The sequence below is a fragment of the Microbacterium sp. genome (assembly GCF_031178445.1).
In the GTDB taxonomy this organism is placed as follows: domain Bacteria; phylum Actinomycetota; class Actinomycetes; order Actinomycetales; family Microbacteriaceae; genus Microbacterium.
In genome coordinates, this window is the sequence record NZ_JAPSIY010000001.1 from 544,589 (window position 1) to 568,158 (window position 23,570).

Sequence of the window (23,570 nt, forward strand, 5' to 3'; positions counted from 1 at the left end):
ATGTACAACGTGTCACCGCTGAGATTCACCTCGGAGGAGGAGCTCGAGAGAGCCCTCGCCACCCCCAGCGACGCCCTCGTCGCCGATTTCGCGAAGGGCACCGGCGATCTCGTCATCCTGGGCGCCGGCGGCAAGATGGGGCCGACACTCGCGATGCTCGCACGTGCGGCGATGGATGCCGCCGGACGCAGCGCGGACGCCGTGTACGCGGTCTCGCGCTTCGGCGACGCGGCGATCCGCGAGCGCCTTCAGACCGCCGGGGTCGAGGTGGTTCCGTTCGATCTGATCGAGAACGACGACTTCTCGGCGCTGCCGGATGCTCCGAACGTGGTCTTCATGGTGGGTGCGAAGTTCGGCGCCGCGACCAGCCCTTCGTGGGCGTGGGAGGTCAACGCGGCGCTGCCCGACCGGGTCGCACGACGCTACCGCGACAGCGCGATCGCCGTGCTGTCGACAGGAAACGTCTACCCGTTCCTGCCTGCCTCCTCCGGCGGAGCGTCGGAGGATGTCACGCCCGCTCCGATCGGCGAGTACGCGCAGTCGTGCCTGGGCCGGGAGCGCGTGTTCGAGTTCGGCGCCCAGGAGCGCGGAACGAAGGTGTCGATCATCCGCCTGAACTACGCCGTCGATCTGCGCTACGGCGTTCTCGCCGACATCGGAAGCGCCGTGTTCGCGGGTGAGCCGGTGTCGCTCGCGACCGCCAATGTCAACATCGTCTGGCAGGGATACGCCAACGAGGTGGTGCTTCGCAGCCTGCTGCACGCCTCGCCTGATGTCTTCACCATCAACCTCACCGGTCCTGAGCTGCTCAGCGTCGAATCCATCGCGCGCCGCTTCGGCACGCTGCTCGAGCGAGAGGTCACCCTCGTCGACGAGCCGCAGCCGACCGCGCTGCTCAGCGACGCCCGCCGCTGCATGGCGCTGTTCGGCTACCCGTCCGTGCCCGCCGAGACGCTGATCGAATGGCAGGCGGGCTGGATGCAGGCAGAGCTGCCGATGACGGCGAAGCCCACCAAGTGGGCCGTGCGCGACGGGAAGTTCTGATGTCCGCTGTTCCCGCTCTGCGCCCGGAGGCGGCGCAGACGCTCGCTCACGGTGCGGTGATCCCCGCGCATCCGCTGGCGCTCACTCCCGAGCGCACCCTCGACGAGCGTCGTCAGCGTGCGCTCACCCGCTACTATCTCGAGGCGGGCGCCGGAGGCATCGCCGTCGGCGTGCACACTACGCAGTTCGAGATCCGCGACCCGGAGCACGCGCTGTTCGAGCCGGTGCTCGCGCTCGCCGCCGAGGAGATGAACCAGCGCGCCGGCGCCCACGTCGTGCGGATCGCGGGCGTGGCCGGCGGCACCGCGCAGGCGGTGTCCGAAGCCGAGCTCGCCCGCGACCTCGGCTACGACGCCGTGCTCGTCAGCCCACGGGTCTCGGGCGCCGACGATCGGGCGCTGCTCGATCGCGCACGCGCGGTCGGCGAGGTGCTGCCGATCGTGGGGTTCTACCTGCAGACCGCGATCGGCGGTCCGGTGCTCGGCCGCGAGTTCTGGCGGGAGTTCGCCTCGATCCCCGCGGTGGTGGCCGTGAAGGCCGCACCGTTCGACCGCTATCGCACACTCGAACTCGTACGTGGGGTCGCCGCATCCGGTCGCGCCGACGAGATCGCGCTCTACACCGGCAACGACGACGCCATCGTCGCCGACCTGCTCTCGGAGTTCCACGTGGAATCGCCCGACGGGCCGCGCACCCTGCGGTTCGTCGGAGGCCTTCTCGGCCAGTGGGCTGTGGGCACGCGCGCCGCGGTCTCGCTGCTCGACGATGCGCATCGTGCCGCGGCAGGAGACCTGGAGGCGTACCAGCGGCTGGGACGACTGGCGTCCGACATGGTCGACGTCAATCAGGCGGTGTTCGACCCTGGCAACGACTTCCACGGTGTCATCGCCGGCGTGCACGAGATGCTGCGCCAGCAGGGTCTGCTGCAGGGCACCTGGTGCCTCGACCCTCGCGAGTCGCTCTCGCCGGGCCAGGCCGAGGAGATCGAGCGCGTGCGTCGGGCCTATCCCGAGCTGAACGACGACGCGTTCATCGCCGACAACGTGGAGTCGTGGTTGCGATGAGCGCCCCCAGCATCGTCGCGGTCGTCTCGGAGGGGCTGTTCGACGAGTTCTTCTCGGCGGAGGACGCCGCTCGTCTGGCGAGCGCCGCGGCCGCGCTCGGCGGCGGCTTCGTCCGGTGCGACCGGCTGGAGGACGTCGAGGACCTCGGCGAGGCTGTGATCCTCGTCACCAGCTGGGGCCTGGGTCCGCTCGACGCACCGCGCCTCGATCGGATGCCGAGGCTGCGCCTGGTCGCGCACACCGGCGCGACGATCAAGCCGTTCGTCACGGATGAGCTGTACGACCGCGGCATCCGCGTCACTCAGGCGGGCGCCGGCATGGCGCGTTCGGTGGCCGAGGTCTCGCTCACCTTCACACTCGCCCTGCTGCACCGCGTGCCGACCATGCACCACCGTATGCGTGCAGGCGGCTGGTACGACGCGCAGAGCGCCGGGGTGCAGCATGAGATCCTGAACGCCCCGATCGCCGTCATCGGCGCCTCCCGAACCGGCCGCGCCTACCTCGCCCTCATCCGCGCGCTCGGGGCGCAGCCGCTGCTGGTCGATCCCACGGTCGACGAGCAGACGGCCCACGAGCTCGGTGCCGAGCTGACGACGTTGGACGACGCTCTGAGCCGCGCCCTGATCGTCGCCGTGCACGCGCCCACGCTGCCCGAGACCCGCCACATGATCGGCCCTCGCGAGCTGGCTCTCATGCCAGACGGTGCGGGGCTGGTCAACACGGCCCGGTCGTGGCTCGTCGATGAGACCGCGCTGCTGGAGGAGGTCTCGACGGGCCGCATCTCCGCCGCGATCGACGTGTTCGACGAGGAGCCGCTGGCGGCGGACAGCCGCTTCCGCTCACTGCCCGACGTGCTGCTCACGCCGCACCGGGCGGCGGGAACCCGAGAAGGGCGGCTGAGTCTCGGCCGCATCGTGGCAGGCGAGATCGAGTCCTATCTCGCCGACGGCACGCTGGAGCACGCCATCTCGCGCGACCAGCTGTCGACGATGGCATGAGCATCCGTCCGGTGCGCGTGGCGTTCGCGGGCCTCGCGCACTCGCACCCTTTCAGCGACGCCGGCAGCGTGCAGGCGCTCGGCGGACAGGTGGTCGCCGTCCACGACTCCGACGCCGCCGCCGCCGCGGGCTTCGCCGAGCGGTTCGGTGGAGTCGTCGCCGGATCGCCGTCCGCCCTGCTGAGAGCCGGCGCGGACGTGATCGTCGCCACCCCCCGACCGCACGAGACCGGTGCCCTGCTGGACGCGATCGCCGCGGCGGATGCCGCCGTGCCGGTGTTCTTCAACAAGGTCGTCGCCGCAGGCGAAGCGCAGTTCGACGCGTGGGAAACCGCGCTGGCGAAGACGCGCACACCGATCGGCACCGCGTCGGTGCTGCGCTTCGCGCCCGCCCTGGCGCTGTTCGCCGAGGAGCTCGCCGGCGAGGAGGTGGTCGGCGTCAGGGTGCACGCACAGCACGACAACACGGGCTTCCAGCTGGCGGAGAGGGCGTGGCAGGACGACCCGGCCGCCGGCGGCGGAACACTGGTGACCGTCGGCGTACACGCCTGGGAGATGATCGACCGCGTGCTGCCGGGGGCGGTGTTCCAGGCGCGACCGGGATGGACACGCCGTCTCGACGGATCCACGACCCGCTCTGAGGACGCCGCAGGAGTCGAGGGCCTGCTGCAGCTGCCCGGTGGCGACCGCACGGTCGCGGCGCAGGTGCTCGTCACCGGGGTGCCGGGCCCGGACCGCTATGTGGTGGATGCCGTGACCGCAGGCGGCCTGCGCACGCTCGAGCTGGCCCTCGACGACCCGCTCGAGACCCTGGGATTCCGGGGGCTCATCCGCGCACTGCTCGCGGCGGCTCGGCACGGCGGGGTTCCGGCGCCGTGGGCAGAGGCCAGGATCGTCGTGCGCAACAGCATCCACGCGGCTGCGGCCGCCCGGTCGGGGACGGTGCGACCGTGAGCGCTGCTTCCGGGCTGGACGCCGAAGAGGCGCGGATCCGTGCCGCTCGTCAGCAGGACACCAGTGCCCTCGTCGACCTCTGGGCGACCGTGTTCACGCCGCCGCTGCAGCCCGATCAATGGTTGATCGACGATCAGCGCGAAGCGCACACGCTGGTCGCCGTCGACGAGCACGGCGTCTGCGGGTCGATCTACGGGCTGCCCAAGCGGCTGCGCGAGAGCGACGGAGCGGTGGCAGCCGTGCACTGCATCGGGAGCGTCGCCGTCGCCCCCCGCGCGCGCGGACGAGGACTGGCGCGCCGCCTCGTCGCGGCTTCGCTGGCGGCCGCCGCCGCTGCTGACTGGGCGCTGCTGTTCACCGGCACGCCCGATGTGTACCGCTCGAGCGGGTTCGAGACGTTCGGGATGCAGCGTTCCCTGACCGGACCGTGGGCGGCAGGTGACGCGGCCGGTGGTCTGCCGGAGGTGGTGCGAGCGTCCATGCGGCGCGGCTGCCTCGCCGAGGTGCGCCGGGTGTACGAGCGCTCCCGTTCGGGGACCGTGCTCACCCCGGTGCGCGATGACGGTGACTGGGCGATGGCCGAGGTGCGCTTCGCCGGCGCCCGGCTGTACCTCTGCCGAACGGGCGGCGAAGTGCTCGGCTATGCCGTCGCTCGCACGATCCCGACGCCGGGCGGCCCCACCGGCGTCATCGATGAGGTCGCCGTGGACCCTGGCTCGCCGGGCAGCGTGTGGACCGCATTGTTCGACGCGATCACCGCGGACTGGGCGTGGGCGGGAGTCGCCGAGTGCGACATCGCTGCGCCCGTGGCCGACGACGCGTCGCCACAGACACTAGCCCTGTCCGCGTTCGCCCCGGATGCCGTGCGGGTACGCGATGACACCGGCATGACCCGGCGGCTGCGCCGGACGCCGCGCATCGACGGCATCCGGCACTTCACGGCAGGTGACTACTTCTGAGCGATCGCTCGAAGCCCAGAACTGGGGACTGGGATACCCATAGGACGCGGACGGCGCTGGCCCGACGCGCTGATCGCGGCGAAGACGCCGCAAGGAGGATGACGATGTCGCATCACGAGATCACGAGCCCCACGACGGCGCAGGTGCGCAGCCGGCGAATGGTGCTGGCCGGCTTCACCGCGGCCGCCATCGGCGGGGTCGCGGCGGTCGCCGCACCCGCCGGAGCGCAGGCAGCGGGACCGGTGGCGCCGCTGAAGGCGACGGCCACCGACTCCGTCGCCGCCGCATCCGATGCTTCCGCGCTGGAGACGCTCAACGCCGCCGCGGGCGACCTGGCGCAGACCGCGGGTCGCGCCGCAGCGGGCGACGGTGGCGGGGGGCTGTACCGCTTCGTCAAGAAGGACGCGCCGAAGCCGAACGGAGGCACGGTGCTGCCCGGTAAGGGCGGCAGTTGGCTGCTCGTGCACTCCGGCGTGGTCGACTTCCGCGTGTTCGGGGTGTTCGGGCCCGAGCAGAACGCCGATGACGCGCTGGACGCCATGGTCGGCGACCCGGCGATCACCCGCATCGAGGCGTACACCGACCTGAACTTCGTGCGCAGGCACAAGTTCCGCCGCTCGAACATCGCCTTCGACTTCACCGGCCACCTGATGACGACGGAGGGGATCGAAGGGGCGCCGAGGAACGACCCCTTCGCGGCCGTGATGTTCTTCCAGGGCGAGGTGACGGATGCCGTGCACGAGGCGACGCTCGGCGAGGTCGTACCGGACAACGCCGACGTCTTCCCTGTCGCAGACTCGTCGTTCTTCACTGTGGGCGAGTGGTACGCCGCCGAGGTGAACGCTCTCTCCGGTCGCTGGGAGCGCGAACTGCAGCGTCTGGTGCAGGTCACGCAGATCGTCGACGGCACGCACATCCGGGTGAACTATCTGAACGGCTGGACGCTCGGCAAGGACCGCGTCATGACCTGGCGCCACGTCAAGCCCGTGCAGGACGTGTCGGTGTCGAACCTGCGCTTCCTCGGCAAAGGCACGGACGAGATCACGGGTTCACACCCGCTGGCGTTCGAGTACGCGGTGCGGTGCGACGTCGATCACATCGACGGCACAGGCACCTTCTGGCCTCTCATCCAGCGACGGTGGAACACGTACTTCTCCACCGTGGACTGCAACCTCACCAACCCCACGTCCGTGACGTGGGGAGGAGCCGGCTATCTCACCCAGCAGATCTACTGCCTGTACGGGTACGTCGCCAACTGCCACACGTCCAACGCGCGGCACCTGAACGATTGGACGGCGAGCGCCTACTGCCTGGTGGAGAACTGCCACGGCGACGGAGACGACCAGGGACCGTTCGTCACCCACGGACAGTACGAGCACGACCTGACCTACATCGGCAACTCGGGACTGATGACCTTCGCCAACTCGGGCGCCGCCTGGGGCTCGGCGGCCAAGCGGATCACCGTGCGCAAGCACGTTTGCTCGTGGTTCGTCGCGCGCGTGAAGGTCACCGACCTCACCCTCGAGGACGTGCAGGTGATCGGCAAGAAGTCGCTCGCAGGATCCGGGATGCTGTGGATCAATGCCGACGGCGCGCAGCTGCGAGGATGCACGGCGTCCGACACCCTCATCATCTCGCAGGCCTCGGATGTGTCGTCGCGCCCGAATGTCATCTCCGACTCGCACTTCACCTTCGTCGCTCCGGGCGAGCTCACCAACGCGACCGTGAAGACTCCGGTCACGTTCGTCGACACGGTGCTGCAGGGCGTGGGAGGGATGAAGATCAACGGCCCGGCGCCGGTGACGTTCCGCGGGTCCACGCTGACGGCCGCGGAGGGTGCGGATCCGGTCTCGCTCGCAGCGCAGAAGGTGCGGTTCGACGGATCGACGCTATCGGGCGTGCGCCTGGTGGCGGCAGGAGGCGACGGGCAGCAGCTCGACATCGTCGGCACCGAGGTGGCCGGGGTGAAGGGCGCCGCCGTTTCGCGCAAGGGCGACGGCCGGCGCGATGTCGCGCTGGTGAACAGCGTCTTCGCGGGCGCCGACGGCGTGCATGTGCAGCTGGACGGGGGCGTCAACCACTATCGTGCGGTCGGCACCCGCTTCGAGGGCGGTTCGATCGACCTGCGGCCCGAGGCTTTCGGCAAGGGCTCGACCCTGCTGCACTCGTCCAACGTCGAGATCGGCGTCGACCGCACGGCCATGCCTGAGGAGGCCGACAACATCGTGATCGCCGCCAACGCGATCGCCTGATCCTCGCGCTGGCGCCATCTCGATCGGCCGAGACCCCGTGCTGCAACCGACACCCCGTGCTGTGGGTACCCGCAGCACGGGGCCTCGGCGGGTGGGGTGCCGGCGGGCGGTGGGATGCCGGCGGGTGGTGGGTGCCGGCGGGTCAGGCCTCGTTCGCGGCGAGCGGTGCGATGCGCTCGAAGGCACGCCGCACATGCTCGGCGATGACGTCGCGTGCAGCATCCGGGTCGCCGCTGGCGATCGCGTCGAGGATCTGCCGGTGACTGCGCACGTGCTCGGCCTGCTCGGCCGCGGGCAGCGCGGCATTGGCGGCGCTGATGAAGCCGCTGATGCGCCCGCGCAGCTGAGCGCTCAGCTCGGTGAGGAATCGGTGTTCGCTCAGCTCGGCCAGCGCTTCGTGGAACGCGCGGTCGTGTCGCAGCACCTCGGCCATGTCGCCGACCTCGGCGGCTTCCATGGCCTCGATGATGCCCTGCAGGCGAGCGGCCGACTCGGCGGTCCAGCGTTCCTGCACGCGGATCGCCATGAACTGCTCGAGGACGATGCGCAGACTCGCGATCTCCTCCAGGTCGAGGGCGGTCAGGGCGGCGACCCTGGCGCCGCGCCGTGGCTCGCGGGTGATCAGGCGCTCCTCGGCGAGGCGTGTGAGTGCCTCGCGCACGGGAATGTGGCTCACGCCGAGCTGCGCGGCCAGTTTGCGCTCGACCAGTCGCTCGCCAGGGGCGAGCTCGCCGGAGTGGATCGCCGATCGCAACTCATCGGTGACCTGCTCGGCGATGTTCTGGTCGGTCACGCTGCGCATCGTGGTGTCCCTTCGGAGATGCCACGACTCGGGCACCTGATCCCTGCTCGACGATGCTATGGCATCCGCGCAGCGGGTGGACAAATCCAAGGATCTGCTAGATGCTATAGCAAGTGCGGAGCGGATGCCCCGAGCGACGACAGCGGATGACGAGGGAGTTGTCATGGTCAACGGGTACGAAGACACGGCCGCCGACATCGGCGCCACAGCGATGAAGAAGGCGATCTGGAGGCTCGGACCGTTCCTCGGTCTGCTGTACCTCGTCGCGTACATCGACCGGAACAATGCCGGCTTCGCCAAGCTCGAGATGACCCAGGCGCTGCAGATCACCGAGGCGGCGTTCGGTTTCGCCGCCGGCATCTTCTTCATCGGCTACCTGCTCTTCGAGGTGCCCAGCAATCTGCTGCTGGAGAAGTTCGGTGCGCGCAAGTGGATCGCCCGCATCATGATCTCCTGGGGTCTCGTGGCGGCCCTCACCGCGTTCGTGCAGGACAGCACGCAGTTCGCGATCGCCCGCTTCATCCTCGGAATCGCCGAGGCGGGATTCTTCCCCGGGGTGCTGCTCTACCTGACGCTGTGGTTCCCGCGGCAATACCGCACGCAGGTGCTCGCCGTGTTCGTGCTCTCCAACCCGGTCGCCAACGCCGTCGCCGCCCCGTTGTCAGGATGGATGCTCGAACTGCACGGCATGTGGGGGCTCGACGGCTGGCAACTGGTCTTCCTGCTGCAGGGACTGCCCGCGGTGCTGCTCGCGTTCGTCGTCTGGTTCTGGCTTCCCGACCGCCCGCAGGACGCACGCTGGCTGAACAGCGCCGAGCAGCGGTGGATCACCGACACGCTTGCCGCTGAGACCGCGCAGACCGAGCAGCGGCACGGTCGCATGCGCCTGCGCGAGGTGTTCAGCAATGGGCGACTTTGGACGCTGATCGTGCTGTTCTTCGGCGTCGTCTTCGGCGCGTACGGGTTGGGCATGTGGCTGCCGACGATCGTGCAGGCCATGGGCGACTTCTCCAATTCGACCACCGGCTGGCTCGTGGCCCTGCCCAACCTCTGCGCCGCGCTCGTGATGCTGCCCTGGGAGCGGGCGGCGCGCAGACAGGGCAACATCCCGCTGCAGATCGGCATCACACTCACAGTGACGGCGCTGTCGCTGATCGCGGCCGTGGCCGCGCAGGCAACACCGGTGCTAGCGCTCGCCGCGCTGTGCGTCGGGATGTCGGCGCTCTTCTCGACGACGCCGCTGTTCTGGAGCCTGCCGCCGATGATCCTCACAGGCACGGCCGCCGCCGCAGGGCTGGCGTTCATCAACTCGGTCGGCAATCTCGCAGGCTTCGCGGGTCCGTATGCGATCGGCTGGATCAGCCAGACGACCGGATCGGCCGTCTGGGGGCTGCTCCTCGTCGCCGGGCTCACGGTGCTCGGCGCCGTCGTCGCGTTCATCCTCAGTCGCAAGAGTGACTTTGCCGCCGCAGCTGACGTCGAAGCGGCCGTGGCGGAGGTCCGCTGATGGCCGAGGCCCGTGGCTGGCGCGTCCGCCTGTCGCCTTTCAGGACCGCCGTGTCCGAGAGGGCCGATCATGACCGATGACTTCAACGACGACGTCGTCGCGGGCGGCGAGAGAGAGCCCACGTCCGTCCGATCCGGCACTCGGCGGGCGCTGATGACGGGACTGACGGCGGCTGCGCTTGGCGGCGCTGCGGCGCTGGTGAGCGCGAGCCCCGCTCAGGCGGCGGGCGCGGGGTGGAACGTGATCCGGGTTGAGTCCGTCGCGGACCTGGCGAGACTCCGGGCCCGCGACGGCGACGTAGCGGTGGCTGCGGGATATCACCGGCCGGGCGACGCAGGGCTGCTGGTCTACGCGGGCGCCGACGGCGGCACCTCGAAGCCCGATGGCGGCACGGTCGTCGAGGGGAAGGCCGGCAGTGCCTGGATGCTGCAGCACGACGGCGTCGTCGACTTCCGGGCGTTCGGCATCCGCGGTCCGAAGGAGCCGGCCGACGACGCGCTCGCCGCGATGGTGGCCGACCCAGCCATCCGCCGGATCGAAGCGCACACCGATCTGCTCTTCCAGCGGCGGCATCGCTTCACCCGCTCGCATCTCGAGATCGATTTCGGCGGTAACCTCGTAGTCACGGACGGGATCGAGAAGAACAGCTCGAACAACCCCTTCGGAGCGGTCATGTTCTTCACGGGAGTCTCGGCGGACGTCACCGTCCAGTACGCGCTGACCGAGGAATGGCCGGAGCTGACCGATGCGGTCGCGGTGCCGGATGCGGAGAAGTTCCCGCTCGGCTCCTGGTGGGCGCTCCAGTGTGATCCCGTCTCCGGGGGCGGGCGCGACGAGCGCGAGCTGCAGCGTTTCGTCAAGGTGACGCAGAAGGTCGACCGGCACCGCATCCGCGTCGACTATCTCAACGGCTGGCCGCTGCAGAAGGGGCGCACGCTCACGTGGCGGCGGATGGATCCCGTCGTCGGCGTGCGCATCTCGAACATGCGCTTTCAGGGTGCAGGACCGTTCGATGGACCGACAGACGGCTCGTTCCCCGATCCGCGCGAGCTGACGGGTTCGCACCCCATAGCGTTCGAGTACGCGGTGCGCTGCGACGTCGCCGATGTGCATGCGAGCCGCACCTGGTGGCCGGTGGTGATGCGCCGGTGGAACACGCATTTCTCGACGGAGCGCTGCTCGGTCGAGAACCCGCCGACGGTCTTCTACGGCGGGGCCGGGTACCTGACCCAGCAGATCTACTGCCTGTACGGCAGGGTGAGCGACTGCACCTCGTCGAACGCCCGTCACCTCAACGATCTGACCGCCAGCGCATACTGCATGGTGGAGAACTGCCACGGCGACGGAGACGACGAGGGCGGAAACCCCTTCACCACGCACGGTCAGTACGAGCACGACATCACGTTCATCGGATGCTCCGGCCTGATGGACATCGCCAACTCCGGCGCGCAGTGGGGGACGTCGGCGAAGCGCATCACCGTGCGCGATCACGTGTGCTCGTGGTTCGTCGCGGGCACGAAGATCACGGACCTCACCCTCGAGAACGTGCGCGTCATCGGGCGATCGACCTTCGATCCGCAGGCGACGATGACGATCAACGCCGACGGCGCCCAGCTTCGCGGCTGCACGGCCGGTCTTCTCGCAGTCGGCCAGCGCAGCGCGCGCTCATCGCGCCCGACGACGATCGAGGACTGCACGTTCGCCCTCCCCGTCGAACAGGTCCTGGTGCAGACACCGGTCACGGCGCCGATCGCCTTCGTGCGGTGCTCCATCTCGGGTCTCGACGGCACGAAGCTGCGCGGCTCCGGTGAGGTGCGGTTCGTGGATTGCCGGCTGAGCGGGCCCGCCGACGGCAAGCCCGTCGAGCTGGGCTCGTCGAGCGTGACATTCCGTGGCGGTTCGCTGCGGGACGTCGAGCTCACCGCCACGGCCGTCAGGAACCAGGTGGTGGTGATGGACGGCGTCGATCTCGCGACCGAGCGCAGCGAAGGAGCCATGCTGACCCGCGGATCCGCCGAGGGCGTCGTGACCTGGCGGCTGGCGGGTCTGCACTCCGCTGCCCCGAAGGGTGCGGCGCACATCCACATCGGCCACGGCACCAACCACGCGCGAATCAGCGATGCGCAGTTCGTCGGGGGCAGTCTGAGGCTGGCGGACGGTTTCGCAGGGAACTCCACTCTGCTCTATACGTCTTCGGTCGAGCGCGCGGTCACGCGCGAACTGCCCGAGCAGAGTGATGGAGTGCTGCTGGGGCCGACGCTGTCCACGGCCTGATCGACGCATGGGGCCGATGCAGTGACCGGGGAAGGCAGAAACATGAGGAGTCAGGAGGTACATCGGTGAGCAGTTCCGCGTCCGCGACGCGCCTCGGCGACCGCATCCGCGTGCCGCGCACGAGTGCACGCATCGGAGTCGCCCGACGTGACATCACGCCGCCGGTCGGCATCCGGGCGAAGAACTGGGGGCCGGCCGACTGGGAGCGCTCGGAGGGCGCGCACCGCCCCTTCCAGCTCACCGCGCTCGCGATCGTCTCCGACCATGACCGCCCTCGGCTGCTGCTCGCCGTCGACGGCACGTGGTGGCGTAGGGTCGCAGACGAACAGGCGGTGCGAGGCTCGATCCTTGACGCGCTCGGACTCGATGCCGATCAGCTCATGCTCTCGTTGTCGCACACCCACGCAGGGGCCGTGCTGTGCGCGGCCGACGCCCATCTGCCCGGCGGCGAGCTCATACCCGGCTACCTCAAGGCGCTGGCCGCCGCCGGCGTGGAAGCGGGACGCGAAGCGATCGAGCGCGCGCGACCCGGTCTCATCGAGTGGACCTCCGGACGCTGCACTCTCGCGGCGGACCGCGAACTCGACCTCGACGGCCGCGCGCTGGTCGGCTACAACCCGGCCGCATCCGCTGACGACACCGTCCTGATCGGCAGGGTCAGTGTCGATGGCTCTGTGGCGGCGACGCTCGTGAACTATGCGTGCCATCCCACGACGCTGGCCTGGCAGTCGCGCAGGGTCTCGCCCGACTACGTCGGTGCGATGCGCGAGACCGTCGAAGCCGCGACCGATGCACCCTGCCTCTTCGTGCAGGGAGCATCCGGAGAGCTCGCCCCCCGCGAGCAGTACACCGGCGACGTGCGCGTCGCCGACAGGCACGGCCGCTCGCTCGGGCACGCAGTGCTCGCCGCGCTCGACGCCCTGCCGCTCCCCGGCGAGGAGCTGACCCTCGACGGCGTAGTGGAATCCGGTGCGCCGCTCGCGATCTGGGCGGGGCGAGCCGCGGAAGGCGGCGCCGGCGCCGGCGGAACGGTCACCACGGTCGAACTGCCGCTGCGTGATCTGCCGAGCCTCGATGAGCTCGCCGAGGCGTGGAAGGACATCGATCCGCGCTCCCGTGACGAGCGTCTGGGCCGGGCGCGGAATCTGCGCGAGGGCTACATCGCCGGACCTGCCGTTCGGCATCCGGTCTGGGCGTGGCGGCTGGGCGATGCCGTCATCCTGGGTCACCCGGGCGAGGCGTACTCGCGTCTGCAGACCACGCTGCGTGCGCGGTTCCCGGGTGTCCCGATCGTGGTCATGAACCTCACCAACGGCCCGGGCTTCGTCTACCTGCCCACCCGTGAGGCATACGAGCGGGGTGCGTATCAGGCATGGCAGACGCCGCTCGCAGCGGGCGCACTGGAGCTGCTCGAAGAGCACGCCTGCCGTGTCGTCGCCGATCTGCTGGCTGAACACACCGGCCGCTAGACTTGCTATAGCAAAGTTCCTCGCGTTCAAGGAGACCCATGACCGTTCACACCCCCGTCGCCGTCGTCACCGGAGGCTCGGCAGGAATCGGCTGGGAGATCGGTCAGCGCCTCGCCGCCGACGGCTACCGCGTCGTCGCCGCCGACCGTGTGCCTGGATTCACCACGGGCGAGAACCCCGCCGGCATCCTCTGGCGAGAGCTCGACGTGACCGACCACGACGGCGTCGACCGGATCTTCGGCGAGATCGAGGCCGAGGTCGGGCCGATCGACGTGCTCGTCAACAACGCCGGCATCCAGCGCCACCGCGGCCTGGAGGACCTCACCTGGGACGAGTGGTCGACGGTCGTCGACGTCAACCTGCACGGCGTGTTCTCGTGCCTGCAGGCCGCGGGCAGGAGGATGCTCACCCGCGGCGACGGTCGCATCGTGAACATCTCCTCCATCTCATCCCGCGGTTCCGCAGGTCGCGCGCCGTACGCGACGACGAAGGCGGCCGTGATCGGGCTGACCTCCACCGCCGGTGCCGAATGGGCTTCTCGCGGCGTGCGCGTCAACGCCGTCGCACCCGGCTACGTCGACACCGGCGTCTTCCGCCAGGGCGTGGAGGCCGGCACCCTCAGCCTCGACACGATCCTCTCCCGCATCCCCGCGAAGCGCCTCGCCGACGCCTCGGAGATCGCTGCCGCCGTGAGCTTCCTCGTCTCCGACCAGTCGCGCTACATGAACGGGCAGACGCTGTACGTCGACGGCGGCTTCATGGTCGACTACGGCGTGCCCCTCGCGAAGAAGCCGGCATGACCTCGATCGCGCGCGTCGACACCGCCACGGCGGTTCTTCCGCTGCCCGCACCGCTGCAGCTCGGCGCGATGACCGTCACCCGGCGGGAGTACGCCGCCGTGCGAGTGACGGCGGACGACGGCACTCAGGGGGTCGCGTACTGCCTCTCGCGGGAGGCGCCCATGGCCGAGATCGTCGATCGGCTCGTCGCCGGTCATGCGGTCGGTGCGGATGCCGACGAGCCGGCGGGCGCGTGGGAGCGGATGCTGCGCGGCAGCGCCATCGTCGGACGGGTCGGGCTCGTGCGGCGCGCGATCGGCCTGGTCGACATCGCCCTGTGGGACATCGCCGCACGCCGCGCCGGCGCACCGCTGTGGCGGTTCCTCGGCACCGGCGACGTCGCACGCGAGTCGATGCTCGTCGCCGCCTACCCCACGCCGGATCGGGCGCCGCGCGATGTCGCCGACGAGGTGCTCGCGCAGGCGAGCGGGTGGACGAACGTGAAGATCTCCAGGCTTCCTGACCCTGCGTACATGCGCGAGCTGATCGGTGTGCTGAACGCGGAGCTTCCCGCCTCTGCCGGATTGGTCGTCGACGCCGGATTCGGGTGGCGGGATGCGGATGCCGCCATCGCGGAGATCGCGCAGTGGGGCGAGCCGCGGCTGGCGTGGCTGGAGGATCCGCTGCTGCCCGAGGACGCAGTCGGCGTCGCCGCGATCAAGGCGGCGACCGGACTCCCTGTGTCGGTGGGCGACGAGGTCACCGACCCGGCAGTGCTGAGGGCGTTGGTGGAGGTGGGCGGAGTCGACGCCCTCCGCCTGGATGTCGTCGCGATCGGCGGCATCACCCCGGCCCGCGAGATGATCGCGTGGGCCGCGGAGCGCGCCGTGCCCGTATCCGGCCACGTGTACCCCGAGGTCACCGCGCATCTCGGCATCGGTGTGGAGACCTTCGCGCGCGGCATGAACCCGTACGACCCCGCGCCGTCGTTCGTCGTCGGCGGGCCCCGGTTCGAAGACCGGGTGCGTCCGGCGGATGCCGCGGGGCTCGGGTTCGGGCTGGATCCGGCCGTCTTCGATTTCGAGAGGAACTGACATGGGTGTATCGGGCTCGACGGCGGCATCCGCAATCCCGGCGCGCAGCGTGGTGGTCACCGGCAGCGGCAAGGGAATCGGACGCGCGATCGCGGAGCGGCTCACCGCCGACGGGTGGATCGTGGTGGGTCTCGAGCGGTCGCCGGGATCGGGAAGCCTCGAGTCCGGCGCGGTCGCCGATCTGGTGCTCGGCGATGCCTCCGACCGGGAGACGCACGCCGCAGCGGCGCGGAAGGCGCGATCGCTCGCACCGCTCGGCGGCTGGGTGAACAACGCGGGCATCACCAAGCAGACACCACTGCATGAGCTGGATGAGAACCTGGTGCGCGAGATCGTCGGGATCAACGGCTTCGGCTACATCTGGGGCTGCTCGGTCGCTGTGTCCGCGTTCCTCGATCAGGGGACGCCTGGAGCCATCGTGAACATCGGCTCCATCCACGGCCGGGCCAGCTTCCTCGACCACGGTGCGTACGAGTTCACCAAGGGCGGCATCGACGCGCTCAGCCGCAGTGTCGCGGTCAGCTACGGAGCCCGCGGCATCCGGGCCAACACCGTCGCGCCGGGCGGGGTGCGCACGCCGCACCTTGAGGCGCAGATGGCCGCATCGCCCGACCCGGCCGAGGCCGAGCGCGCGCTCGCTGAGGGGCCGCCGATGGGCCGCATCGCGCGTGCCGCGGAGGTCGCGGCGGTGACCGCATTCCTGCTCTCCGACGAGGCGCCCTATCTCAGCGGCCAGTCCATCGCCGTGGACGGCGCGTGGACCGCATCGTTCGGAGACGTCGCCCGACGCTGACCTGCCTGTACGACCGAAGCCGGACGGCTGAGCTTTCCGGATCCGGCGCCTTACGCTGCGCTCGCGCCGGATCACGACGATTCCTCGATGGCAACCCCCTATCCGAACCCGCGACCCAGGGGGAGGGTCGCCTCATGAGTCACCATCCAGATGACATCAAGCAACCCCTCGACCACCTGCCGCCGCGGGAAGAGCGCGACAAGGCGGTCGAGATCGAAGAGCCGCATTACCCCGGAGCCGACGATCCCTCCGGGTCCTCAGCGGTCAGCCCGGCGACGGCCGCGGAGCCCGACGCCCCGGGGCGGCACGGCCTGGCCAAGCCGCCGACGAGCGGGGCCTGACCCGACGACGTTGGAGGCGAGGGTCTCAGGCCTTGAGCATCGAGGCGCGGGAGATGAGACCGTCGACGACGTCGAACGTGGCGATCGTCTCGGTGGCGACACCGGCGTTGATCACCTGCTCCTGCGCGACCACCCAACGGCTGCCGAACAGCACGCTGGTGTCGATGACGCATGTCAGCTGGGGGTTCTGCAGGCGCGGCTCGTAGAACGCGCGGATCGCCTCGGCCCCGACGATCGGCTCGGGGGTCACACCGGTGATCACGGCATCCGGCGCATACGTCGCGACGAACGCGTCGAGGTCATGCGCGTTGAACGCGTCGAGCTGGGCCTGCACCGTGTCCAGGGCACTGCGGGTGGTCTCAGTCAATGCGAACTCCTCCGTTGACGTCGTAGGTGGCGCCGGTGATGAATCGGGCGCGGTCGGATGCCAGTGACGCGATGATCCACGCGACATCCGCCGGCTGCCCGAAGTCGCCGAGGGGGATGCCGGCCTCGAGCTTCGCACGGCCCTCGGTCGAGAGCTGGTCCGTGATGGCGCTGGCGACGGGTCCCGGCGTGACTGCGTTCACCCGGATGCCCTCGGATGCCAGGTGGCGCGCGAAGCTGCGCGTGATGGCGAGCAGTGCACCCTTGCTGGCGGCGTAATGCATGCCGGTCTGCAACGCGCCGACCTGTCCAGCGATCGAGGCGACGTTGACGACGGAGCGGTCGCCCTCGGCGGCGCGGAGCAGCGGCAGCGCCGCGCGAGTGAGCAGGAACGTGCCGCGGGCGTTGGTCTCAAGAACGAGGTCCCACTCGTCGATGCCGATGTCGTCGTAGCCGGTGTACGGGCATACGCCCCCGTTGTTCACGAGCACGTGCAGCGATCCCCACTCCTGGGTGATCTCGTCGACGAGTGAGGTGATCGACGCGGGGTCGCGCAGGTCCAGGCGTGAGACGCGCGCGTCAGGGGCACCTGCCTCGATGCATTCCTCGGCGACTCGCGCGGCTTCAGCCTGCCGTCCGGTGTACGTGATCCACACCGCTGCGCCGGAGCGGGCGAGTTCGAGTGCGGCGGCCGTTCCGATGCCGGAACTGGCACCGGTGATGAGAGCGCGGCGAACAGTCATGAGGAAACGCTATAGCAGATTGACGATGGGGCCAATACGAGCACGCCATTCTGCTAGATGCTATAGCATCTGATTCATGTCTTCTCCCCGCATCCTCATCACCGACTGCGATCTGCCCGGTGACGCCGCCGAGCGCACCCTGCGCGCCGCCGGCCTCAGCGTCGACCGCGCTCGCGACGCGGAGCTCGAGACACTCGCCGCGCTCGGCGCCGAGGCGGAAGCGCTCATCGTGCAATGGCGCCGCATCGACGCCGAGGTGATGGACCGCCTGCCCAACCTGAAGATCATCAGCCGCCTCGGCATCGGCTACGACATGATCGACGTCGCCGCGGCCACCGAACGCGGCATCGCCGTGGCGAACACCCCGAGCTACTGCGTCGAAGAGGTCGCCGCGCACACGATCGCGATGATCATGACCCAGGCGCGTGGCCTGCCCGCCTACGACGCGTCCCTGCGCGCGGGCGAATGGACGCCGGTTGCCGCGCGACCCATGGCTGTGCGCCCCTCACGCACGACGGTGTCGGTGCTCGGCTTCGGCCGGATCGGGTCGCTCGTGGCGAGAGGTTGCAGGGCACTCGGCTTCCGCGTGCTGGTGGCCGACCCGTACGCGCCGGCGCAGGCGATCGCGGATGCCGGCTGCGAGCCGGTCGCGATCGACGAGGCGATAGCCGCCGCCGACATCCTCACGCTGCACGTGCCGCTCACCGACGACACCCGCCACCTGATCGATGCAGCCTCGATCGGCACCATGAAAAAGGGTGTTGTGATCGTGAACACGTGTCGTGGCCCTCTCATCGACGAGGCCGCGCTCGTCGACGCGCTGCGCAGCGGTCGCGTCGGGGCGGCCGCGCTCGATGTCTACGAGGTCGAGCCGCTCGCCGCGGACGCCGCGCTGCGCGACGCGCCGAACGTGCTGCTGACCCCGCACGCCGCCTGGTACTCGCCCGAGGCGCTGGAGGACCTGCCGGTGCACGCGGCCGAGAACGTCATCGGCTTCCTCGCCGGTGAGCGGGTCGCCGCCATCGTCAACCCGGGCTACGCGGGCTGAGCGCTTCCCTCACCCGGCGAACGCGGCCACCGGCAGTCCTCGGATGCCGAGGGGCACCGAGAACACCGAGCCGGCCTGTGTGCCATGGTCTGGTGGCAGACCCTGGGCCGATGTCGTGATGTAGAGCGTGCTCAGGTCGTCGCCGCCGAAGGTGCAGGCGCTCACCTGGGGTACGGGCAGCTCGATGTGCTCGATCACGGCGCCGGTGTCGTCGTAGCCCTGCACCGCGGAGCCGCCCCAGAGGGCGACCCACACGGTGCCGTCCGCGGCGACCGTGAGGCCGTCTGGCATCCCGTCGTCGGGGTGGATGTCGGCGAGCACGCGTCTGTTCTCGAGTTCCCCGTCGGCGACGTCGAACACGTCGATCCGCCCCAGGGCGGTGTCGACGTAGTAGGCGCGCTCGCCGTCACCCGTGAATCCGATGCCGTTCGACGAGGTCACATCGGTCAGCACCGTGGTGACGCCCAGGTCGGCACCGACCCTGAGCACCCTGGCGGCTTCGCGTGTGGCGCCGTAGGCCATCGAGCCGGTGAGCAGTCGCCCCGCCGTGTCGCAGCATCCGTCGTTCATGCGCAACGCCGGGTCGTCGAGGAGACGGACGACAGGTCTGGCCTCGCCGTCGGCATCATCGGCGAGGTACAGGGTGCGCGCTCCCACGGCCACGAACCCGCCGTTCATGCGAGGCCGCACGAACGCGAGATACTCATCGTCGACGTGCTGTCGTGCGATGCCGTCCTCGCGCAGGGTCAGCAGGTCTCCGGCCTCGCCGTCGACCCAGCGCAGTCCGCGCCACGTCGTGCTCCATACCGGCGCCTCAGCGTGGTGGGCGACCGGTCCGGTGATGTTCTCGGCGATCACGCCGGGCTGTCGTTCGGCTTGAGCCTGAGCGGCTCGGGCTGGGGCTGCGGCTGGGGAGCCGGCGCTCCGGCCGTGTCAGAGGCGGACGGGGTGTCGGATGCGGGCGCGTGAGGGGCCGCATCCGCGCCGGTCGTGAGCTCGCCCGCCACCTTCTTCTCGAGCACGTCGACCGCGTCGTCTGAGAGCACGATCAGCCCATCGAGCTCGTCGCGAACCCGCTTATAGGCGACCTGGCGCTCTGCCCGCGTCGCCGATTCGTCGAGCGCGACCTTCAGCATGTGCTGTGCGCGGTCGAGTCGCTTGCGCTCGTCCTCGCTGAAATTCGAGTCGCGCAGGCGCCTGGCGTCGCGCTCGGCGACCTCGAAAGCGACGGCGTAGTTGCCGACGGCATCCAGGTACTCGGTTATCTGCTGCTCGCTGACCTTCGCGTCGGCCGAAGACGGGCGAAGCGCGTCGGCTGTCTTCTTCGCACGCAGGAAGGCCGCGGTGAGTGGCTGGCGCCCATCGCTCATGGCGGGAAAGGCGATCAGCTTCGCCACATCGAGCTCGTAGTCGAGCCAGCGGGCGGTGACCTCATCGTGCTCGGCCATCAGGCGTCCCAACAGCTCGTTCGACGGGACGGATGCTGTCGAATCGATCACCTGCGGCGATCCCGGCTTGCGCCTCCTGCCGCCGTTGAGCGCCCTGGCTTCGATCTCCGCCGCCTTCAGCTCGGCCTTCAGGCGCAGCGTCTCGAGGCGCCGCTCATGCCGGCGCTTCGAGGCGCGCTCCCACGACTTCGCGACGCCGCCGGCGACGCCCATGAGTGGGAACACCAGCCACCAGTACTGCCCGACGAACTGGCCCAGGTCCCGCAGGATCTCTTCCATGATGTGATCAGCCTAATCAGTGGGCTGCGATTCGTCGCGGGCTCCTGCGCCCGACAATCGGCGACGCCGGCTCAGACGGCGACCGCGATGCGCTGACCCAGATCGCCGATCACCCGCGACGGCGCCGACGTGAACCCGAGGGCACCGGCGAGCTCGAGCGCCAGCACCGCGTGGCCTGCCTCGTTCGGGTGGAACGGGTCGTTCAGCAGGCCCCAGGCGATGCCGCCTGGGCGCCCCGCGCCCAGCTCTGCGAAGCGGGCGAACTGGTCGACGAGGATGGTCTGCTCCTCGGCGGCGACATCGCGCACGGCCTGCGCGAAGTCGGCGATGCGAGCGCGCTCGGGCGAGTTGGCGATGTCGATCGCGGGCTGGGTCATGAGCACCGGAATCGCGCCCTGCGCGCGGACCCTGCTGACGAACTCCGTGACGGAGGCCGCGAACTCCGACGGTTCGATCACCGGGAACACTCCGGCGTCCGAGCAGTCGTTGGTGCCGATCATCAGTGAGACGACGTGCGGCTGCCAGGCGGCGACCCGCCGATCGAAGTCCTCGAGGAGCATCACGGCGCGCCACCCGCTGATGGCCGTGTTGACGACGACGTCCTGCACGCGGCCGAGGTCGCCGCGGATCAGCTCGTGCAGATGCTCGACGTAGCTGCGTCCGCCGTGCGTGTGCACGAGCCCATGGGTGATGGAGTCGCCGGTGAACACCCAGTTCAGCGGAGTGCCTCCTTCGAGGAGGGCACGGAGGCGGGTCAGGTCGGCGGTCATCGGTCTCCTGTCGGCAGGCTGGCGAGGGCGCGTGCGGCGACCTCTTCGGGGCGAGCGTCCGCATCGATCGTGGCGCCCGCTTCATCCTGGCTCAGCGGCTCGAGGGAGTCCAACTGGGACTGCAACAGGGCGGCCGGCATGAAGTGCCCGTCACGTTCGGCCGCCCGCTCCATCAACTCGGCGGCATCCACGTGCAGGTGCACGAAGAACGCCTCGGGAGCGTGCCGCCGCAGCACGTCGCGGTATGCGCGCTTGAGGGCGGAGCAGGCGACGACCGTGCCCGGCTCGAGTGCGGCGCCGACCCGATCCAGCCACGGCCAGCGGTCGGCGTCCTCGAGAGGGATTCCTGCGCTCATCTTGGTGACGTTCGCCTCGCCGTGGAGGTCGTCCGCGTCGACGAAACGCGCGCCGGTGAGGCGTGCGAGTTCGATGCCGATCGTCGTCTTGCCCACGGCCGACACTCCCATCACGACGATCGGGCGCAGTGGGTCGGTCATGCGTCCATCCTGCCCGGGCTCTGCCGCTGTCGTCAGAGGGCTCGCGGTCACCAGTCGTGCACGGTGCCGTCGAGAAGACGGTTGTAAGGCAGGTACGCCTGCTCGTAGGGGTATCGGCCTGCCTCGTCGACGTCGAGTTCCACCCCCAGGCCGGCCTGGTCGCCGGGGTGGAGGTAGCCGTCGGTCCAGGTGAAGGACTGCTGGAACACCTGGTCGGTGCGTGCGCCGTGCTGCATGTACTCCTGGATGCCGAAATTGTGGATCGCAAGACCCAGGTGCATCGCCGCCGCCATGCCGACCGGCGAGATGTCGGTGGGACCGTGCATTCCGGACTTGATCTGGTACATCGCCGCGTAATCGAGAGTCTTCTTGAGCGGGCTGATGCCGCCCATGTGGGTCACGGCGCCTCGCACGTAGTCGATCAGCTGTTCGCGGATGATGTCCTTGAAGTCCCACACCGTGTTGAAGATCTCGCCGATCGCGAGCGGAGTCGTGGTGTGCTGTCGCACGAGGCGCAGCGCCTCCTGGTTCTCGGCCGGGGTGCAATCCTCCAGCCAGAACAGGTCGTACGGCTCGAGATCCTTGCCCAGGCGAGCGGCCTGGATCGGCGTCATGCGGTGGTGGCCGTCGTGCAGCAGGGGGATGTCGGGGCCGAACTCGTTGCGCACGGCTTCGAACACGCCGGGCAGGTGGTTGAGGTAGGCCCGGGTGTCCCAGTCCTCTTCGACCGGCTTCGTGCCGCGCCGCGCCGGCTCGTGGTCGTACCGCACCGTGGCGTCGCCCAGATCGGCGCCCTGCGCTGCGATTCCGTAGATCGCCTTCAGCGTCGGCACACCGGTCTGCACGCGAATCGCCTTGTACCCCTGTTCCTGGTGCGCGCGGATCGAGTCGAACAGCTCCGGCAGCTCTTTGCCGGAGGCGTGGCCGTAGGCCATCAGCCCGTTGCGCGTTGCTCCGCCGAGCAGCTGGTACACCGGCATGCCGGCCGCCTTGCCCTTGATGTCCCACAGGGCCATGTCGACGGCGGCGATCGCCGCCATGGTGACCGGTCCTCGACGCCAGTACGCGCCGCGGTAGAGGAACTGCCAGGTGTCCTCGATGCGCGAGGCATCGGCGCCGATGAGCAGCGGCACGACGTGCTCGGAGAGGTAGGCGACGACAGCCAGTTCCCGCCCGTTCAGCGTGGCGTCGCCGAGGCCGGTGTGGCCTTCACGGGTGGTGATCTTCAAGGTCACGAAGTTGCGGTCAGGGCTCGTCACGATGACTTCGGCCTTGTCGATGATCATGGGTCTCCCGGGTCCGCGAAGTGAGTGGCGCCGGCCAAGCGGGCGCGCTTCATGGAATCACTGCCATACCAGTTTCGTCAAGCTATCGTGACCGTATGCCTCCGACCGAGACCGCCGCGCGGCCGTCCGCGCGCCAGATCGCGTACGTACGGATACGCGACGACATCATCCGCGGGCGGTTCGCCCCGGGGGCCCTGCTCTCCGAGAACGAGCTCGCCGCGGCGCTCGGGATCAGCCGCCAGCCGGTGCGCGAGGCGCTCCTGCTGATCGCACAGGAGGGGCTTGTCGAGGTCAGGCCGCAGAGCGGTACCTACGTCACGCGCATCGACCCCGACCGCGTACGCGAGGCGCAGTTCATCCGCGAGGCGATCGAGCTCGCATCGCTGGCGGCGAGCGAGCCCCTGGCAGGCCAGGGGGAGCGGATGCTGCGCGCCAGCATCCGTCGACAGCGCCGCGCACGTGATCGGGAGGCCTTCTACCCGCTCGACGAGGAGTTCCACCGCGCTCTTCTGGGGCTGGCAGGCCACGCCAACGCCTGGTCGGCGGTCAGCGCGGCGAAGGGGCACCTCGACCGCGCGCGCTACGTCGGCATGAGTGCGACCCGCGGCGTGCAGGACTACGTCGACGACCACGAGCGCGTCGTCGACGCTCTCGCGGCCGGCGAGCGCGATGCGGCTATCTCGGCGCTGGGCGAGCACCTGCGGTTCGTCTTCGCCGACCTGGATGCCGTGAGGGCACAGCATCCGGAGCTGTTCGAAGGCGCGGCGCCCGCCGCGCGCACCGGCCGGGCCGCCCGACGGTAGG

23 protein-coding genes are annotated in these 23,570 nt (G+C 69.8%); 15 read left to right on the plus strand and 8 right to left on the minus strand.

From position 1 onward, the window contains the following. Positions 1-9 precede the first annotated feature (9 nt). From RIN43_RS02565 to RIN43_RS02590, 6 genes are all read left to right on the plus strand, one after another. Positions 10-1,044 carry an NAD-dependent epimerase/dehydratase family protein gene (locus RIN43_RS02565; protein ID WP_375163695.1) on the plus strand — a complete coding sequence of 345 codons (1,035 nt, stop codon included), beginning with the start codon at positions 10-12 and terminating at the stop codon, positions 1,042-1,044. Beyond that, on the plus strand, positions 1,044-2,108 hold the full coding sequence (locus RIN43_RS02570; protein WP_309127304.1) for a dihydrodipicolinate synthase family protein: 1,065 nt from the start codon (positions 1,044-1,046) through the stop codon (positions 2,106-2,108). Before RIN43_RS02565 ends, RIN43_RS02570 begins: the two co-directional genes overlap by 1 nt. Continuing rightward, positions 2,105-3,106 carry a hydroxyacid dehydrogenase gene (locus tag RIN43_RS02575; RefSeq protein ID WP_309127305.1) on the plus strand — a complete coding sequence of 334 codons (1,002 nt, stop codon included), beginning with the start codon at positions 2,105-2,107 and terminating at the stop codon, positions 3,104-3,106. The genes RIN43_RS02570 and RIN43_RS02575 overlap by 4 nt, the downstream gene beginning before the upstream one ends. After that, on the plus strand, positions 3,103-4,059 hold the full coding sequence (locus RIN43_RS02580; RefSeq protein ID WP_309127306.1) for a hypothetical protein: 957 nt from the start codon (positions 3,103-3,105) through the stop codon (positions 4,057-4,059). Before RIN43_RS02575 ends, RIN43_RS02580 begins: the two co-directional genes overlap by 4 nt. Then, the gene (locus RIN43_RS02585) at positions 4,056-5,018 is read left to right on the plus strand and encodes a GNAT family N-acetyltransferase (protein WP_309127307.1); all 963 of its coding nucleotides are present in this window, start codon (positions 4,056-4,058) and stop codon (positions 5,016-5,018) included. Before RIN43_RS02580 ends, RIN43_RS02585 begins: the two co-directional genes overlap by 4 nt. Before the next feature lie 104 nt (positions 5,019-5,122). Beyond that, positions 5,123-7,270 carry a peptidase C14 gene (locus tag RIN43_RS02590; protein ID WP_309127308.1) on the plus strand — a complete coding sequence of 716 codons (2,148 nt, stop codon included), beginning with the start codon at positions 5,123-5,125 and terminating at the stop codon, positions 7,268-7,270. A 142-nt stretch (positions 7,271-7,412) separates the two neighbouring features. Here RIN43_RS02590 and RIN43_RS02595 read toward each other — a convergent pair whose 3' ends face one another. Further along, a complete protein-coding gene (locus RIN43_RS02595) occupies positions 7,413-8,072 on the minus strand; it encodes a GntR family transcriptional regulator (RefSeq protein WP_309127309.1) in 660 nt (219 codons plus the stop codon). Positions 8,073-8,235: 163 nt separating this feature from the next. Between RIN43_RS02595 and RIN43_RS02600 the strand changes: the two genes are divergently transcribed. The 7 genes from RIN43_RS02600 to RIN43_RS02630 all read left to right on the plus strand — a co-directional run bounded on the left by RIN43_RS02600 (position 8,236) and on the right by RIN43_RS02630 (position 16,329). Next, the gene (locus RIN43_RS02600) at positions 8,236-9,579 is read left to right on the plus strand and encodes an MFS transporter (protein ID WP_309127310.1); all 1,344 of its coding nucleotides are present in this window, start codon (positions 8,236-8,238) and stop codon (positions 9,577-9,579) included. Between the two features lie 69 nt (positions 9,580-9,648). Continuing rightward, complete coding sequence (locus RIN43_RS02605) at positions 9,649-11,853, plus strand: peptidase C14 (RefSeq protein ID WP_309127311.1); 2,205 nt, start codon at positions 9,649-9,651, stop codon at positions 11,851-11,853. A gap of 65 nt (positions 11,854-11,918) precedes the next feature. Further along, on the plus strand, positions 11,919-13,322 hold the full coding sequence (locus RIN43_RS02610; protein WP_309127312.1) for a hypothetical protein: 1,404 nt from the start codon (positions 11,919-11,921) through the stop codon (positions 13,320-13,322). 38 nt (positions 13,323-13,360) lie between these two features. Beyond that, on the plus strand, positions 13,361-14,122 hold the full coding sequence (locus RIN43_RS02615; protein WP_309127313.1) for an SDR family oxidoreductase: 762 nt from the start codon (positions 13,361-13,363) through the stop codon (positions 14,120-14,122). Further along, positions 14,119-15,195 (plus strand): enolase C-terminal domain-like protein, encoded by a 1,077-nt coding sequence (locus RIN43_RS02620; RefSeq protein WP_309127314.1) that lies wholly within the window; start codon positions 14,119-14,121, stop codon positions 15,193-15,195. The genes RIN43_RS02615 and RIN43_RS02620 overlap by 4 nt, the downstream gene beginning before the upstream one ends. Before the next feature lies 1 nt (position 15,196). Then, complete coding sequence (locus RIN43_RS02625; protein ID WP_309127315.1) at positions 15,197-15,988, plus strand: SDR family oxidoreductase; 792 nt, start codon at positions 15,197-15,199, stop codon at positions 15,986-15,988. 134 nt (positions 15,989-16,122) lie between these two features. Beyond that, a complete protein-coding gene (locus RIN43_RS02630) occupies positions 16,123-16,329 on the plus strand; it encodes a hypothetical protein (RefSeq protein WP_309127316.1) in 207 nt (68 codons plus the stop codon). 25 nt (positions 16,330-16,354) lie between these two features. On the opposite strand, the gene RIN43_RS02635 is transcribed toward RIN43_RS02630, so the two are convergent. Both RIN43_RS02635 and RIN43_RS02640 read right to left on the minus strand, forming a co-directional pair. Further along, entirely contained in the window at positions 16,355-16,696 is a 342-nt protein-coding gene (locus RIN43_RS02635; protein ID WP_309127317.1) for a nuclear transport factor 2 family protein, read from the minus strand. Beyond that, positions 16,689-17,438 carry an SDR family oxidoreductase gene (locus RIN43_RS02640; protein ID WP_309127318.1) on the minus strand — a complete coding sequence of 250 codons (750 nt, stop codon included), beginning with the start codon at positions 17,436-17,438 and terminating at the stop codon, positions 16,689-16,691. Before RIN43_RS02640 ends, RIN43_RS02635 begins: the two co-directional genes overlap by 8 nt. Positions 17,439-17,514: 76 nt before the next feature. Between RIN43_RS02640 and RIN43_RS02645 the strand changes: the two genes are divergently transcribed. Continuing rightward, positions 17,515-18,486, plus strand: a complete 972-nt coding sequence (locus RIN43_RS02645; RefSeq protein ID WP_309127319.1) for a C-terminal binding protein — start codon at positions 17,515-17,517, stop codon at positions 18,484-18,486. Between the two features lie 9 nt (positions 18,487-18,495). On the opposite strand, the gene RIN43_RS02650 is transcribed toward RIN43_RS02645, so the two are convergent. The 5 genes from RIN43_RS02650 to manD all read right to left on the minus strand — a co-directional run bounded on the left by RIN43_RS02650 (position 18,496) and on the right by manD (position 22,766). Then, positions 18,496-19,344, minus strand: a complete 849-nt coding sequence (locus RIN43_RS02650; RefSeq protein ID WP_309127320.1) for an SMP-30/gluconolactonase/LRE family protein — start codon at positions 19,342-19,344, stop codon at positions 18,496-18,498. Further along, the gene (locus RIN43_RS02655) at positions 19,341-20,213 is read right to left on the minus strand and encodes a hypothetical protein (protein ID WP_309127321.1); all 873 of its coding nucleotides are present in this window, start codon (positions 20,211-20,213) and stop codon (positions 19,341-19,343) included. Before RIN43_RS02655 ends, RIN43_RS02650 begins: the two co-directional genes overlap by 4 nt. A gap of 71 nt (positions 20,214-20,284) precedes the next feature. Further along, positions 20,285-20,983 carry an SGNH/GDSL hydrolase family protein gene (locus RIN43_RS02660; protein WP_309127322.1) on the minus strand — a complete coding sequence of 233 codons (699 nt, stop codon included), beginning with the start codon at positions 20,981-20,983 and terminating at the stop codon, positions 20,285-20,287. Then, positions 20,980-21,480, minus strand: a complete 501-nt coding sequence (locus RIN43_RS02665; protein WP_309127323.1) for a gluconokinase — start codon at positions 21,478-21,480, stop codon at positions 20,980-20,982. The genes RIN43_RS02660 and RIN43_RS02665 overlap by 4 nt, the downstream gene beginning before the upstream one ends. Before the next feature lie 47 nt (positions 21,481-21,527). Then, positions 21,528-22,766, minus strand: coding sequence for a D-mannonate dehydratase ManD (manD, locus tag RIN43_RS02670; protein ID WP_309127324.1), 1,239 nt, complete (start codon positions 22,764-22,766; stop codon positions 21,528-21,530). Positions 22,767-22,861: 95 nt separating this feature from the next. Between manD and RIN43_RS02675 the strand changes: the two genes are divergently transcribed. Then, positions 22,862-23,569, plus strand: a complete 708-nt coding sequence (locus RIN43_RS02675; RefSeq protein WP_309127325.1) for a GntR family transcriptional regulator — start codon at positions 22,862-22,864, stop codon at positions 23,567-23,569. Position 23,570: the final 1 nt, after the last annotated feature.

Excerpts from the sequence above, each read along its gene's own strand:
- RIN43_RS02570 (WP_309127304.1), top strand. The coding sequence starts at position 1,044 with ATGTCCGCTGTTCCCGCTCTGCGCCCGGAGGCGGCGCAGACGCTCGCT.
- RIN43_RS02575 (WP_309127305.1), top strand. The coding sequence starts at position 2,105 with ATGAGCGCCCCCAGCATCGTCGCGGTCGTCTCGGAGGGGCTGTTCGAC.
- RIN43_RS02580 (WP_309127306.1), top strand. The coding sequence starts at position 3,103 with ATGAGCATCCGTCCGGTGCGCGTGGCGTTCGCGGGCCTCGCGCACTCG.
- RIN43_RS02590 (WP_309127308.1), top strand. The coding sequence starts at position 5,123 with ATGTCGCATCACGAGATCACGAGCCCCACGACGGCGCAGGTGCGCAGC.
- RIN43_RS02595 (WP_309127309.1), bottom strand. The coding sequence starts at position 8,072 with ATGCGCAGCGTGACCGACCAGAACATCGCCGAGCAGGTCACCGATGAG.
- RIN43_RS02600 (WP_309127310.1), top strand. The coding sequence starts at position 8,236 with ATGGTCAACGGGTACGAAGACACGGCCGCCGACATCGGCGCCACAGCG.
- RIN43_RS02605 (WP_309127311.1), top strand. The coding sequence starts at position 9,649 with ATGACCGATGACTTCAACGACGACGTCGTCGCGGGCGGCGAGAGAGAG.
- RIN43_RS02615 (WP_309127313.1), top strand. The coding sequence starts at position 13,361 with ATGACCGTTCACACCCCCGTCGCCGTCGTCACCGGAGGCTCGGCAGGA.
- RIN43_RS02620 (WP_309127314.1), top strand. The coding sequence starts at position 14,119 with ATGACCTCGATCGCGCGCGTCGACACCGCCACGGCGGTTCTTCCGCTG.
- RIN43_RS02625 (WP_309127315.1), top strand. The coding sequence starts at position 15,197 with ATGGGTGTATCGGGCTCGACGGCGGCATCCGCAATCCCGGCGCGCAGC.
- RIN43_RS02630 (WP_309127316.1), top strand. The coding sequence starts at position 16,123 with ATGAGTCACCATCCAGATGACATCAAGCAACCCCTCGACCACCTGCCG.
- RIN43_RS02640 (WP_309127318.1), bottom strand. The coding sequence starts at position 17,438 with ATGACTGTTCGCCGCGCTCTCATCACCGGTGCCAGTTCCGGCATCGGA.
- RIN43_RS02645 (WP_309127319.1), top strand. The coding sequence starts at position 17,515 with ATGTCTTCTCCCCGCATCCTCATCACCGACTGCGATCTGCCCGGTGAC.
- RIN43_RS02655 (WP_309127321.1), bottom strand. The coding sequence starts at position 20,213 with ATGGAAGAGATCCTGCGGGACCTGGGCCAGTTCGTCGGGCAGTACTGG.
- RIN43_RS02660 (WP_309127322.1), bottom strand. The coding sequence starts at position 20,983 with ATGACCGCCGACCTGACCCGCCTCCGTGCCCTCCTCGAAGGAGGCACT.
- RIN43_RS02665 (WP_309127323.1), bottom strand. The coding sequence starts at position 21,480 with ATGACCGACCCACTGCGCCCGATCGTCGTGATGGGAGTGTCGGCCGTG.
- manD (WP_309127324.1), bottom strand. The coding sequence starts at position 22,766 with ATGATCATCGACAAGGCCGAAGTCATCGTGACGAGCCCTGACCGCAAC.
- RIN43_RS02675 (WP_309127325.1), top strand. The coding sequence starts at position 22,862 with ATGCCTCCGACCGAGACCGCCGCGCGGCCGTCCGCGCGCCAGATCGCG.